General features: G+C 64.8%; 8 protein-coding genes. All 8 read left to right on the top strand.

Annotated elements, in window-relative coordinates; genetic code table 11:
• The first annotated feature begins 38 nt into the window (after window positions 1-38).
• Complete coding sequence (locus Q0743_RS16520) at window positions 39-959, top strand: carbohydrate ABC transporter permease (RefSeq protein WP_298242746.1); 921 nt, start codon at window positions 39-41, stop codon at window positions 957-959.
• Window positions 956-1,765: a carbohydrate ABC transporter permease gene (locus Q0743_RS16515; RefSeq protein ID WP_298242575.1), complete on the top strand. Its 810-nt coding sequence runs from the start codon at window positions 956-958 to the stop codon at window positions 1,763-1,765. The genes Q0743_RS16520 and Q0743_RS16515 overlap by 4 nt, the downstream gene beginning before the upstream one ends.
• Window positions 1,765-2,604: an endonuclease/exonuclease/phosphatase family protein gene (locus tag Q0743_RS16510; RefSeq protein ID WP_298242574.1), complete on the top strand. Its 840-nt coding sequence runs from the start codon at window positions 1,765-1,767 to the stop codon at window positions 2,602-2,604. Before Q0743_RS16515 ends, Q0743_RS16510 begins: the two co-directional genes overlap by 1 nt.
• A gap of 3 nt (window positions 2,605-2,607) precedes the next feature.
• Window positions 2,608-2,985, top strand: coding sequence for an NUDIX hydrolase (locus Q0743_RS16505; RefSeq protein WP_298242573.1), 378 nt, complete (start codon window positions 2,608-2,610; stop codon window positions 2,983-2,985).
• A 367-nt stretch (window positions 2,986-3,352) separates the two neighbouring features.
• Window positions 3,353-9,628: a sulfolipid-1 biosynthesis phthioceranic/hydroxyphthioceranic acid synthase gene (gene pks2, locus Q0743_RS16500; protein ID WP_298242745.1), complete on the top strand. Its 6,276-nt coding sequence runs from the start codon at window positions 3,353-3,355 to the stop codon at window positions 9,626-9,628.
• Entirely contained in the window at window positions 9,621-11,045 is a 1,425-nt protein-coding gene (locus tag Q0743_RS16495) for a condensation domain-containing protein (protein WP_298242572.1), read from the top strand. Before pks2 ends, Q0743_RS16495 begins: the two co-directional genes overlap by 8 nt.
• Window positions 11,042-12,424 carry a hypothetical protein gene (locus tag Q0743_RS16490; protein WP_298242571.1) on the top strand — a complete coding sequence of 461 codons (1,383 nt, stop codon included), beginning with the start codon at window positions 11,042-11,044 and terminating at the stop codon, window positions 12,422-12,424. Before Q0743_RS16495 ends, Q0743_RS16490 begins: the two co-directional genes overlap by 4 nt.
• Complete coding sequence (locus Q0743_RS16485) at window positions 12,417-13,796, top strand: hypothetical protein (RefSeq protein WP_298242570.1); 1,380 nt, start codon at window positions 12,417-12,419, stop codon at window positions 13,794-13,796. The genes Q0743_RS16490 and Q0743_RS16485 overlap by 8 nt, the downstream gene beginning before the upstream one ends.
• Window positions 13,797-13,960: the final 164 nt, after the last annotated feature.

The raw sequence follows: 13,960 nt of genomic DNA, 5'->3' as shown, positions 1-13,960 counted from the left end.
GCGGGGTGGCGGTTCGCCGCCATCCCGCCGGCTCCAAGATGACCGATCTCGCCGCCTCATCGCCGATCCCCGAACGCCGCGCAAGGTCGCAGGCGTGGTGGAATGCCGTGAATGCGTGGCTGCTGCTGTTGCCGGCGGCGGTGCTGCTGGTTGCCTTCACGCACTGGCCGATCCTGGCGACGATCCGTCATTCGCTGTTCATCACCAAGCGGAACGGCAGCGAGGTCTTCGTCGGGACGGACAGCTACCGGGCCATGGCGGCCGATCCGATCTTCTGGAAGGCGCTGGTCAACAATTTCTGGTTCGCGCTCGGCACCATCCCGACCTCGATCGCGCTTGCGCTGATCATGGCAGTCTGGGTCAATCGCAACATGCGCGGCCGCGGCTTTCTGCGACTGGCGTATTTCACGCCGACCGTGTTGCCGATGATCGCCGTCGCCAACATCTGGCTGTTCTTCTACACGCCGGATTACGGCGCGCTCGATCAGCTGCGCGGGCTGTTCGGCCTCGGCGGCTGGAACTGGCTCGGCGATCCCTCGACGGTGATGGGCTGCCTGATCGTCATGGTGATCTGGAAGGAAGCCGGTTTCTTCATGATCTTCTATCTGGCGGCGCTGCAACAGCTCTCGCCGGACCTCGATGAAGCCGCCTCCATCGAGGGGGCGAGCCGGTGGTACACGTTCCGCCGCATCACATTCCCACTGCTGATGCCGACCACGCTGTTCGTGGCCATCAATGCGGTCATCAACTCGTTTAAGCTGGTGGACCATCTGGTCATCATGACCAAGGGCGGTCCGAACAACGCCAGCACGCTGCTGCTCTACTACATCTACGAGGTCGCCTTCACGTTCCAGGATTCTTCTTATGCGGCAACGCTGACGGTCGTGCTTCTCATGCTCCTGAGCGCGATTGCCTTGCTCAAATTCGGCTACCTCGATCGCAGGATCCACTACCAATGAGAGGCCGGACACACCCCGTCGAGGCGGTCGCGGTATGGTTGCTGGCTCTGATCTGGCTCGCTCCGCTCGCTTATGCGTTCTGGAGCGCGCTGCATCCGGCGGCCTACGCCACCTCGTTCAGCCTGTCCGCGCCCTGGACGCTGGAGAATTTCGCGCGGGCCTGGAAGCAGGCGCCGTTTGCCCGGTATTACCTCAACACGGTCGTGCTGGTGACATTCGTCCTGGTCGGCCAGCTCATCCTGTCGACGCTGGCTGCCTATGCCTTTGCGCGCTTCAGGTTCAAGGGCAGCGGCATTGCGTTCGCCCTCGTGCTGCTCCAGCTCATGATCATGCCCGACGTCCTCATCGTCGAGAACTACCGCGCGATCGCCAAGCTGGGCTTGCTGGATACGATTCCGGCGATCGCGCTGCCTTATCTGGCGAGCGCCTTTGGCATCTTCCTGCTGCGGCAGACTTTCAAGAGCGTGCCTCAGGAACTGGTCGAGGCCGCCCGGGTCGAGGGAGCAGGCCCGCTCGTCATCCTCTGGCGGGTCTATGTGCCGTTGGCCCGACCTACCTATGTCGCTTTCGGGCTCGTCTCCGTCAGCTATCACTGGAACAATTTCCTGTGGCCGTTGATCGTCACGAATTCGGTTGAAGCGCGGCCGCTCACGGTGGGGCTTGCCGTGTTCGGCGCGCCTGAGACCGGCGTCGACTGGTCTGTGATCACGGCGGCGACGGTGATGACGATGGCGCCGCTGCTGATCGCGTTCCTGCTGTTCCAGCGCCAGTTCGTTCAGTCATTCATGCGCGCGGGCATCCGGTAATGCGGCTTCTCACCTGGAATATTCAGTGCGGCAAGGGGTGCGACGGCGTCACCGATCTCTCCAGGATCGTTACCGTCGCGAGGCAAACGCTCGATGCGGACGTGTTCTGTTTCCAGGAGGTGAGCGCCAATTTTCCGAGATTTGGCGATGGCGCGGATCAGAGCGCCGAGCTCGCAGCCTTGCTGCCCGGCTATTCCGCGATCTTCCGGCCGGCGATCGAGACGATGGATCGCGCGGGCAGCCTCCACTGTTTCGGCAACATGACGCTGTCGCGTTTGCCGGTGTTGCAGATCGCCAATCATCTCTTGCCGTTTCCGGGCGCAGGTGCGGTGCGCAGCATGCGCCGCCACGCTCTGGAGGTGACGGTTCAGGCCTCGTTCGGCGCGGTCCGCATCGTCAACACGCATCTCGAGTTTCACTCGGCCGATCAGCGCGAGGCGCAGATCGCGCGGCTGCTGGATCTGCAACAGGACGCGTCGGGGAGCCCCAGGCAGGCCAGCTCCCGGCACGATGAGCCGTATGGGAGCCAGACCGTCGCCGCGCCGAGCCTGATGTGCGGAGATTTCAATTTCGACGTCGCCGATCCCCAGCACGCCCTGATCGACCGCGCAGGCCGGCCCGGCCTGAATTATCGGGATGCATGGACCGCCAATCGTCCCGGCCGCGCGCGGGCGCCGACCTGCGGCATCTACGACCATGCGCAATGGACTGACGGGCCGGATTGTCGCGACTTCATTTTCGTGACGGAGGATCTGGTCGGTCGCGTGCGCAGTATCGAGGTCAACGAAGCAACCGATGCTTCTGACCACCAACCTCTGGCGATCGAATTGGCGGACTAGGGAATGGCGAAGTCATCAAAGCTTGTCGTCGCAAGGAAGGGCAGGGTGCTCCTGGTCCGGCGGCGGCGCGACAAGCGCTGGATGTTTCCGGGCGGCCGCAGGCGGGCCGGCGAGAGCGAGAGAAAGTGTCTCCGTCGCGAGATCATGGAGGAGCTGCCCAAGCTCAGGCTTGGCGAGTTGAGGCTGTGGAAGGAAGTCAACGGCAAGAACCGAAGGTCCGGCCGAAGGATGAGCGATGCAATCTTCCTGAGCAAGAAAGCTTCAGGTCCATTGAAGATCGGCGACAAGAGGGAGATCGACAGGGCGGCTTGGCGAAAACCGCGCGGGCTCAAGCTGACGCCAACCTCGCAATACATTCGAGACAAGCTGTTTCCGAGATAATGGTCGTCCGCCATTTCGGCGAAATCAGTCGGGGCATTCAACTGCGATAGCGGAGCATTCCGGCTCAAGGCGGAAGCATCAAGCGTCGCTTGTGCGTCCTACGGCCATTCGAGCTTTCACCACTTCGCTCCCGAATGCCGCCAAGCTCTCGAGACCCTTTCCTGTCGCCGGGGGGCGGTAATGATCCAACGTCGCCCGGCTCCGCCTTGCCGCAGACGCCCTCCCGACAATCCACAGCGGGTGCGGACGATCTCGGATCGAGGCCTCCAGCGGTGTACGGGCTGGACGATCGTTCGACCGATCAATAACCTGTCCCGCATGCATTGAGTTGGACCGAAAAGTCTTCTCCCAGAATAAGGCCTTGATTGTGACTGCGATTGCTGTTGTCGGCATTGGCTGCAGGCTCCCGGGCCAGATCGATTCGCCGGACGCCTTTTGGGCCGCGCTGCTGGCAGGGACCGACCTCGTTACCGAGATTCCGCAGCAGCGCTGGAATGCCGACGATGACTACGAGCCCCTCGCAGGTGTGGCGGGCCGCTCGGTTTCGCGCTGGGGCGCGTTCCTGGACGACCCATCGGGCTTTGATCATCGCTTTTTCGGCGTTGGCGAACCCGAGGCCCTTGCCATGGACCCCCAGCACCGGCTGTTGCTCGAGGTCACCTGGGAGGCCGCCGAACATTCCGGCCGCGATCCTCGCTGCCTGTCTGGGACGGAGGCCGGCGTATTCTTCGGCCTTTCGCACCAGGACTACATGCAGGTCACGCGTGACGCAGGTGCGCTGGGCCAGGCTTATGCTTTCACGGGGACGCCTTTCAGCATGGCGTCAGGGCGGGTCGCCCATGCGATGGGGCTTACGGGACCTGCGATCACCATGGACACGGCGTGCTCGTCAAGCCTCGTCGCCGTGCATGCGGCTCGGCGAAGTCTGCTCGCGGGCGAGTGCCGCGTCGCGTTTGCCGGCGGGGTCATGTTGATGTTCTCGCCTGCGACGTTCGCCTCGGCGTCCGGCCTCGGTATGCTGTCGCCGACAGGGCGATGTCATGCATTCGACGAGCGCGCCGATGGCTTCGTGCGTGCCGAAGGCTGCGGCGTGGTGATGCTCAAACTGCTGAACGATGCCTTGCGCGACAGCGACCGGGTGCTCGCCGTCATTCGCGGTAGCGCCGTCAACCAGGACGGACGCACGCACAACATTCTCGCACCTTCCCGCGCGGCCCAGATTGCGGTCATCGATCGAGCGCTTGCCGAAGCACGGGTTGATCCATCATCCGTCGGCATGGTCGAGGCGCACGGCACAGGTACGCCGGTGGGCGACACGGAGGAGTTCCACAGCCTCTCGACGCAGTATGGACGACAGTCGCCCTGCGCCCTCGGCTCGCTCAAAAGCAACCTTGGCCACGCGGAATCGGCGGCGGGCGTTCTTGGTCTGATCAAGGTGACGCTCGCACTGGCGCACGGCGCCGTACCGCGATCACTTCACTTCCATCGGCTGCCCGCGCATCTCCAGCCAATCGCGACGCAGCTTTTCGTTCCCACCGACACCGTGCCCTGGCCCTCGACTGGCGCGGACGGGCTCCGCCGCGCAGCCGTATCGTCTTACGGCATGTCCGGCACGAACGCGCACGTCGTGCTCGAACAGGCTCCTCAGGCGCCTGCCTCATCTTGTCGACCAGAGGCCGCCCGAACTCAGGAGCAGCCCTGGCTGTTTCCAATTTCTTCCACCTCGCCAGAGGCGCTGCGCGCAACGGCCGCGCACCTCGCGGCTTGGCTGGGCGCGAGCGCCACCAGTCATCGCCCCGGTGACGTCGCACGGACCCTTGCCTGCAGGCGTGGGCACCGGCCGGTCCGGCACGCGCTCATTGCGAGAACGCTCGGCGATCTGACAGCGCAATTGCGCGGGCTCGCAGCCGATCAGTCGATCGATGCAGACTGGGTCGACCACGATAGCCGCGGTCCCGTCTTCGTATTCTCCGGACAGGGATCGCAGTGGGAGTCGATGGGGGCGGAACTGCTCGATATCGACCCGGTCTTCGCCGGAATGGTCGCCGCCATCGAGCCTCTGATTCAGGCAATCAGCGGCTTCTCGGTGACCGATACCCTGCGCGAGCCCGCGCAACTCGAAGGCATCGAGCGTATCCAGCCCGCCATTTTCACATTTCAGGTCGCGTTGGCGGCATCGTTGAAAGCCCTGGGTGTGGTGCCGTCGGCTGTGATCGGCCATTCGATGGGCGAAGTGTCGGCGGCCGTCGTGGCCGGCGCACTCTCGCTGGACGATGGCGTGCGGGTGATCTGTCATCGCGCCATGCTGTGCCAGACGCTGGCTGGATCCGGCGCGATGGCAGCCGTCGGAATGGCGCCGGCGGCGGTCCGCGAAGATCTGGCGCGTCGACGTATTGACGACGTCGAGATCGCCGTGCTGGCTGCGCCGGCATCGACGGTCGTCGGGGGCTCCGTCGAGGCCGTGCAAGGCCTCGTCTCCGCGTGGCAGGCCGAAGGCCTTTTCGCCCGCGAGGTCGCGGTCGATGTCGCCTCACACACGTCGCAAGTCGAGCCGATCCTGGCGCTGCTGTCGGAGCGCCTCGCGGACGTGACCGCGCACAATCTGCGCACGCCGATGTACTCCACCGTGCTGCTTGATCCGCGCGAACTCCCCGCTTGCGATCGCGCCTACTGGATCGACAACCTTCGGCAGTCGGTTCGCTTCCGTCCCGCCGTGCAGGCGGCGCTTGAAGATGGCCATCGCGTCTTTGTCGAGCTTTCGCCGCACCCGATCGTGACCCGCGCCGTCTTGGAGAATGCTGCCGCAACGGACTTCGCAGTCCGTGCGCTTCCGTCGATGACGCGCGGCGAGCCCATGCCCAACGGGCTTCTGAACCTGGTTGGCGCCATCCATGTCGCAGGGGCCTCGATCGATTTCAATGTCCTGTATCCGGATGGCCAGCTGCTTGACCTCCCTTTGCCGGCTTGGACGCACACTCCGCTGTTCCTTGCGCCGGTGACGCCGGCCGCAGGTCCGCATCGCTTGCCGTCAACGCATCCGCTGTTGAACGTCCACCGCATCCTGCACGAAGAGCCGGAACGCCACATCTGGGCATGCGAGGTTGGCCTCGATGCCCACCCCTGGCTTGCAGACCACCGGGTCAACGGAACGCCGCTCTTCCCTGGCGCTGGCTTCTGCGAAATGGCGCTCGCTGCGGCGCGCACCGCCCTTGGTGCATCACGCGTGGAAGTCGAGACGATCACGTTCGACCATGCGTTGCGGTCGGAGCCATCGATGCCGATCGTCTGCACGGCAGTGCTGGACCGACCGGGCAAGTTGAATTTCAGGCTCGAGAGCCAGCCGAAGGGCGAAGCGCGTGTTCACGCAAGTGCCCGGCTTTCTGAAGCGATCTCTGCAAAGCCGCCTGCCACGTACGATTTGGCTGCGCTGCGCGGCGCTCACCCGACGCCGATTGCCACGGAAGAGGTGTGGCGGTGGTTCGACTCGCAGGGTATCCAGTACGGGCCGTCATTTCGCGCACTGGCTGCCGGCCTGGCCGTGTCCGCGGACGGCACCTCGCTCCTTGCGGATCTTCGGCTCCCGAGTTCGCTCCGAACGGGCGGCCGAGGCTACACGGTGCATCCCGTGCTGCTTGACGCGTGCTTCCAGTCGGTCGGGGCGTTTGCCCGGGTCGTTTCAGAGACAAACGGGCGTTTGCTGCTGCCGGTCTCGGTGCGAAGCCTTCGGCTCCACTGCACGGATGCGGACGCCGCGCACTGCATCACTCGCCTGATCGCCGTCGACGCGCTGCACGTCGAGGCGGACATTGAACTGCTCGACGCCTCCGGTCGCGTGCTGCTCAGCGTCGATGGATTGGCGATGGGGAGCGGCGCGGCTGAACAGCATGCTGACGCTGTCGCCTGCAACACGCGCCTGCTCGACATCGGCTGGCAGCCGTGGAGCGTCCCTCCTGCCACGGTCAGGCCCGACGATGGCGCCTGCTTGCTGCTCGATGCCGATGATGCAGGGCATCGCTTGATGCTGGATCTGGAAGGAAGCCTGCGCGAGCAAGGGTTCAAGTCTCGCATTCTCAGCAGCGCTGGGGCGGGGAAGGGGGACACATGGCGCGAGCAGATTAAGGAGGCTCTGCATCGGCATCGCCCTGGAGCTGTGGTGGTGGTCTTGCCGCGCGGTGATGAGCCCGCGAGTCCCGACGCAGCTCGGGCAAATATCAGCAGCCTGGTTCACCTGACCAATGCATTGAGACAATGCGAACGGCGGCCCCGCCTTTTCGTCGTCACCTGTATGGCCCAACGCGTACTGCCGGACGATACCGTGCGACTCGCGCACGCCGGTGTGCGTGGATGGCTGCGAGCCGTCAGCGCCGAGTTTCCCGCGCTTCGTCCCACCCAGATCGACGTGAGCCCGCAGGTCGATGTCTCTTTGCTTCGATCTCAGCTGCTGAGCGGCTCGGACGAAGACGAAACGGCGCTGCGCGGAGGGAGCGCGTATGTCGCACGATTGCAGCGAAGCCCGCTTGGTCCCGCTGATCGCCGCACCGTGGACTGCGACGCGGCCCGCGATGGTGCTCGCCTGGAAATTCGCGTGCCCGGTGACCTGCAGAGCCTGGAGATGACGGCCTTCGAGCGGCGTGCGCCAGGCGCAGGCGAGGTAGAGGTGGCGGTCCATGCGACCAGTGTCAATTTCGCCGACGTGCTCGTGGCTCATGGCCGCTATCCTTCGTTGGACGGTCGTACGCAGGGACTTGGCCTGGACTTCGCTGGCATTGTCACGGCCGTGGGGCCTGACGTTTCGGGCTTTCGCGTCGGCGACCGCGTGGCCGGGCTCTGCTGCGGGGGCGCCTGGGGCACCTATCTGACTTGCGATGCACGCCTGCTTGTCGCGATTCCCCGCACGCTCACGGATGCTGAGGCGGCCGCCATTCTCACGACAACTGTCACGGCCATGTATGGCCTCGAGGATCTGGCCCGGATGGGACCTGGGGACAAGGTGCTCATTCATTCGGCGACCGGCGGCGTCGGGCAGGCGGCCGTGGCCATCGCCCGCGCGGCTGGTGCAGAGATATTTGCAACAGCGGGCTCCGAGGCACGGCGCGAGCTGCTGCGGGCCGACGGCATCCGGCACGTGTACGATTCGCGAACCGCGGCATTCGCCGGGCAGATCCGGCGGGACACGGCGGGCTACGGCGTGGACGTCGTCCTCAACTCGCTCACGGGCGCGGCGCAGCGCGCGGGCCTGGACCTCCTTGCGGCCGGCGGGCGGTTCGTCGAGCTTGGCAAGAAGGACATCTATGGAGGCACGTGGCTGGGACTGTCTCCGTTCAAGCGCAACCTCTCGTTCTTCGCCGTCGATCTTGCACAGATGTGTATGACGGCTCCGGCCCGCGTGCAGGCGCTGCTGTCGCGGGTCATGAGGCTTGCCGGGGGAGAGTGGCTGCCCTTGCCGGGAATCGCGATCCATCCTCTTGCCGAAGCGGATCGCGCCATTCGCATTTTGAGCGGTGCCGGTCACACCGGCAAGCTCGTGCTCACCGTTCCGAGAACCGGTCGCTACCGGGTACCTGCAGCACCGGAGTGCGGCACGCCGTTCAGGCGCGATGGTGCTTACATCGTCACCGGTGGTCTTGGCGGGCTCGGCCTGTTCCTCGCTGACGCGATGTCCGCCGCCGGGGCCGGTCGCGTCATCGTCAATGCGCGCTCCAAGCCAACCGACGCCGCGACGAGTGTGCTCGTCGGGATGAAAGCACGGGGCACCGACGTTCGGGTCATTAGTGCGGATATCGCGGAGCCGTCGACCGCGCGACGCCTGGTCGAAGCTGCCACGGCGACGGGCCTGCCATTGCGCGGTGTCCTGCACGGTGCAGCCGTCGTCGAGGACGGCACGCTTCCCTCCGTCACGGAGGAAAGGCTGCATCGGAACTGGGCACCCAAGGCGGAAGGCGCCTGGCATCTGCATGAGGCAACGCTGAAGCAACAACTCGACTGGTTCTGCTGTTTCTCGTCGGTTGCGGCGCTCTTTGGTTCGCCGGGTCAGTCCGCGTACGCGGCCGCCAACAGCTGGCTCGATACGTTCACGCAGTGGCGGCGTGCCCAGGGGTTGCCGTCGTCGGCGATCGCCTGGGCGGCGTGGGCGGATATTGGTGCCGGCGCGCATCTCTCCGCCCGCGGCGATGCGCGAATGATCGAGCCCCGCGACGGTGCCTACGCATTCGAGAGGCTGCTGCGGCATGACCGAGGGTATGCCGCCTATGCCCATCTTGACGGCGCCCCGTGGCTGACGGCGCTCGCCGCGCGGAGCCCGTTTGCGGGGGCGTTGTCGCAGGCTCCGGAGGGAGCGGGCCAACCGGCACGCAGCTCGCGCTCGGAGTTGAGACGCGCGCCCCCCGGCGAGCGGCCGGCCTTGCTGCGGCGTCTGATCATCGAGCATCTCGCTGTCATCCTGCGCCGCACCGTGAATCCAGATCGCTCGTTGTTCGACTACGGCCTCGACTCACTCGGGACGCTCCAGCTGCTGATTGCTCTCGAGGCCGATACAGGCATCCGGCTCCGTTCCGTGAACGCGACGACCGTGCGCGCACTCGCCGACACGCTGGATGGCGCCATGCAGGAATTGCGGCCCGCTGGAGCAGATGGCCGTGACTGATTTGCGTCCGCTGCACGACTGGTCCGGGCCGCCTGCGATACTGACTCTCTGGTGTCCGTCGGCTGCATCGATGGCAAGTGCGAAGCGCGCCCCGGTGTCTTCCGTACGAGCCAGCTACGAACAGGAGCAGCATCTGCATGCCTTCCGCGCCTGTGAGCAGCGGCACGAGGCGATGGCGCGGCTGCTCGTCGTCGTGTGGGACGAACCCGGCCGCTGTGACCTCAGAGCCATGACCCATGTGGTAACTGCCCATTTGCGCAGGCACGACACCTATCACAGCTGGTTCGAAGAGCGTGACGGAGCCATCGTACGGCATGTGCTCGCAGATCCCGCGGACGTCCAGATGGAGCCCAGGGCGATCGGCGAAGTGAGCGCGGAGGATTGGCATGGCCATGTCATGGCAACTCCTACACCGTTCGCATGGGATTGCTTTCGATTTGGCATTCTTCAGCGCGCGGGCGGGTTCACTTGCTTCGCAAGCATTGATCATTTGCACGCTGATGCGACCGTGATCGCGTTCTTGATGACAGAGATCCGCTCGGCGTATCGCGCTGTGCTCGACGGGGAGGGGCCGCTTCAACTCGGACCGCCAGGAAGCTATCTGGATTATTGCAGCAGTCAGCGCCAGCGGGCAGCGGCGACGACGCTGGCAGATCCTGAAGTGAAGCGATGGATCGCGTTCCTGGAGCGAAACAACGGGCGGATGCCCGCTTTCGCGCTCCCGCTCGGGGTGTTGGAGGATCGCTATCACGCGGAGTATGTACATGTGGATGTCCTCGACGATGCCGTCATGGACGCGTTCGAGACCGCATGCCACGCTGCTGGTGCGCGAGCGATCGGGGGTCTGTTGGCCTGCGCGGCCCTGACCGAACGGGAATTGGCGGGTCGCTCGCGCTACAGCGTCGTCACGCCCACAACGACGCGAAGATCGCCCAAGGCCTTCAGGACAACCGGATGGTGCGTGGGCGTGGTGCCCATCGACTTTGACGTGCAACAACGAACGTTTGCTGAACTCGCCTTGACCGCCCAGAACAATTTCGATGAAAGGCTGAGCCTTGCCGGGATGCCGATCGAGCTTGTGCTCGAACTAGCTGCCGGGTTGCCGGCGGTCCGCTCGGTCGCCACGGGCGGCGTCATGCTGTCCTATATGGATGTGAACGTACCTCCGCTCAGTGCGCACATTGCGCGCGAATGGCATCAGGCGAACGGGCGGGTCTATATCAACCAGGGCATCGTCGCACAGGTCGCGATCTGGCTGTTCCGTACGCAACGCGGGCTCTCGCTTACAGCGGCTTATCCAGCAAATGAGACAGCCCGCGCATCGATGCACCGCTATGTCGCGGCGTTCGCGGGCGCATGCCGGCGGGCCGCCGACGCATTGATGCCGACGTACTCTGATGTCGGTCGTGAACGATGACGCAGGCGGTCGCGCACCCGGCAAACCTGTCGGACATGTCGCCGGCATTCTTGTCCTTCGCAGATCAGGCGCTTTATCTCGCGCATATCTCGCTCGGGCAGCATGCGGTCATTCAGGTGCTGTGGCGCTATCTGCGGCCTGTGGACATCGACGCGCTGACACGCTTCCGTGACAATCTTGCGCATGGTCATCTGGCGCGGCTGATCCGGCCGGCGCTGCTTCCGTTCGGACGGCACCAATGGGCCAGTGCGCCACCGCCGTCGGCTGCTCTGACATCCGCCGGGTCGCCGCTCGCCCCCGAGACGATGCAGGCGTGGGCTGACGCGCAGGTGGAGCTTCCATTGGACCCTGTGCGCGGACCGGCATGGATCTTGACGAGCCAGACCTTTACGGATGGCTCCACGGTGGTCTCGCTTGTGCTATCGCACTGCATCGCAGACGGGTTGACGACGGCAATCGCCGTGAGCGAAGCCGCGCGTGGAGAGCGGCGACCCTCGATCTATCCAGCGCTTTGCTCGGCGCACAGCGCCGCGACATTGCTGGCTGCCGAGATCCAGCGCATGGTGCGCGACGCGCCAGCAACACTTCGAGCGCTCCGGCATCTGGCCCGTACCGCGTGTCATTCGCGCGACATGCCGAAGTCACAAGCCGCATCGCCAGATGTGCTAGCTGCAGACGACCGGACCGTTGTGTTTCCGTCGGCCTTCATACGCGTGCCCACGTCGGTCTGGGACGCCGGAGCGCGGAGCCGCGGTGCGAACCGTCTTACGCTTCTGGCCGCGATGACCGCGGCGTTTGCTGAGGCCCTCGGTCGCGTCCGTGACGATGATGTGACCCTGCTGATCCCCGTGAATCAGCGCGAGGGTCTGTCGCACAGCGGCGGGAACGACGTCGCGCTTGCCACATTGAAGGTGCGTATCGACGAACCGCGCGGGCGCTTGCATTCTTTGCAGCGGCGGCTGCGGACTACGCTGCTGCAGACAAGACGGAAGCCCAATCGACTTGCGGCGCTGCTGCCTCTGGTGCCCTTCGTGCCCAGGCGCGCATTTTCGGCCGCCAGCCATCTGGCGCTCGGCGCGCTCGCCGACCTGCCGGTCACGTGTTCGAATTTGGGCGACTTGCCCAGGGACATGCTTCAGATCGATGGCGCTGCGGCTGATCGAATGTGCTTCCGCGGCATCGACCGTTCGGTCGCACGCCGGGCGATCGAGGCGCGAGGAGGCGTTGCTACGCTCTTTGCCGGCGGGATACCCGGATTTATCGCCCTGAGCTTCGTTGCCTACCAGCCCGGCCTTGTAACGGAGGCTCGGCATCTTCGTGCGCTCGTCGAACGGCTCCTGGCCGACTACCAACTCGCCGGTGAGTTCTTCGATGCTTGAGGGGAGTTCGGCCGGCACCCCTATCCACGGGCGGCACCGCCTCGCCTGGCTCGACCAACTGGCCTACGAATTGTTCAGAGCCACTGGCCGGTGCCAGTTGATGCAATGCCTTTGGCTGTATGATCGTGACGTGAACCTCGATGCGCTGGTGCAAACATATGAACGGCTCATCACGCTGTCCTTCAATCGGCTCATTGAGCCGTCATCCTTGCCATGGGGGCGGCCTCGCTGGGTGGCGGGGACGTCTGTTCCGTTCGAGCGGAGTTCGGATCCGCTGCCGCGATCGCGGTTGTTGCAGTGGGCAAACCAGCACGCGCGAGCGCCGGTAGACCCCGTCATCGGTCCCGCCGGGCGAATGGCGATCCAGCCATTCGACGATGGCAGCACGGCTGTGAGCATCGTCGGATCGCATCTGGTGCTCGACGGAATGGGAGCTTTGCGCGTCATCGCGGCTGCCGTGAACGGCACGGGTGTTCCGAATCCGTATAAGCCCAGGGGCGCTCGCGGGTGGCTGTCCGGGTGTGTGTCGGATGCGAGGCAGATCCTCGCTGACGCCCCGCAGACGGTCGCCGCACTGGCTCGGATTGCGCAGGCACACCGATACAGGCCCGCCGCCCCTGTGAAGGGTTCGACCGTGACAGCAGCAGAAGCAGCGCACGCCCCATCGACCATCGTGGAGCTTCCCGCAGTTGCGGTGACAGTTGATTCGCGTGTCTGGCTCGCTTGCGAGCAGCGGCTTGGTGGTGACATGGGTACGCTGCTGCCGGGCTTTGTGGCATCCCTGGCCTCGCGCCTGGGCCGTCGCCGTTTTTCGGATGGCGCCGTCAGCCTGCTTGTCCCAAGAAGCCGAAGGCGGGGGCTGGCCGACGAACGCGCGCTGGCGATCGAATTCCATATGATGAACGTCGCGCCTGAAGGCCTGACCAAGAATTTGGGACACGTGAATGTAGCGAGGACGCTGCTTCGTGGCGCGAGGAAAAGTCAGACCGATGTCCTGACGTCACTGCTCCCTGCCATCGCCTGGATGCCCCGCACTGCCGCCAAGACGCTTGTGAACCGGTTGTTCGATTATGCCGATGAGCTGCCGGTAAGCTGTTCCGATCTCGGACTGCTCCCGGAGGGGCTCGCGCGCATCGACGGCGCACCGTGCCGACGCTTGCTGACACGAGCCGTCGATGTCAACGTCACACGCCAGGACCTGGAGCGTTCCCATGGGCATCTCGTCGTTGTGGCCTCCCACTATGACAGGAAGATTTCTCTGTGCATCGAAGCCTGCCGGTTGCAGCCCACGCCAACCACGGACGACGAACTTCGCCACCTGGTCTCTCAAACGCTCACCGATTTTGGACTCGAGGGGCTCATAGACAGCTGATCTCGGCGCTTGTCGTGAACCAGTATTTGCAATGCAAACTGCGAAGAATTGAAGATAAACCCATGATAGGCGACGGTCGCACCGTGCCCAGAAATGCCGGAGATTTCGAGGGTTGAGCGCTTCTTCTGCCAGCAAGAAGCGGCGCCGATCCGGCGGTAGGGCAA

The organism is uncultured Bradyrhizobium sp. (genome assembly GCF_936943645.1).
Classification (GTDB): domain Bacteria; phylum Pseudomonadota; class Alphaproteobacteria; order Rhizobiales; family Xanthobacteraceae; genus Bradyrhizobium.
Note: the sequence above shows the minus strand (reverse complement) of the source record. Positions and strands in the feature narration are given on the sequence as shown.

Coding starts and splice junctions, on each gene's coding strand:
- Q0743_RS16520 (WP_298242746.1), top strand. CDS start 39: ATGACCGATCTCGCCGCCTCATCGCCGATCCCCGAACGCCGCGCAAGG.
- Q0743_RS16515 (WP_298242575.1), top strand. CDS start 956: ATGAGAGGCCGGACACACCCCGTCGAGGCGGTCGCGGTATGGTTGCTG.
- Q0743_RS16510 (WP_298242574.1), top strand. CDS start 1,765: ATGCGGCTTCTCACCTGGAATATTCAGTGCGGCAAGGGGTGCGACGGC.
- Q0743_RS16505 (WP_298242573.1), top strand. CDS start 2,608: ATGGCGAAGTCATCAAAGCTTGTCGTCGCAAGGAAGGGCAGGGTGCTC.
- Q0743_RS16490 (WP_298242571.1), top strand. CDS start 11,042: ATGACGCAGGCGGTCGCGCACCCGGCAAACCTGTCGGACATGTCGCCG.
- Q0743_RS16485 (WP_298242570.1), top strand. CDS start 12,417: ATGCTTGAGGGGAGTTCGGCCGGCACCCCTATCCACGGGCGGCACCGC.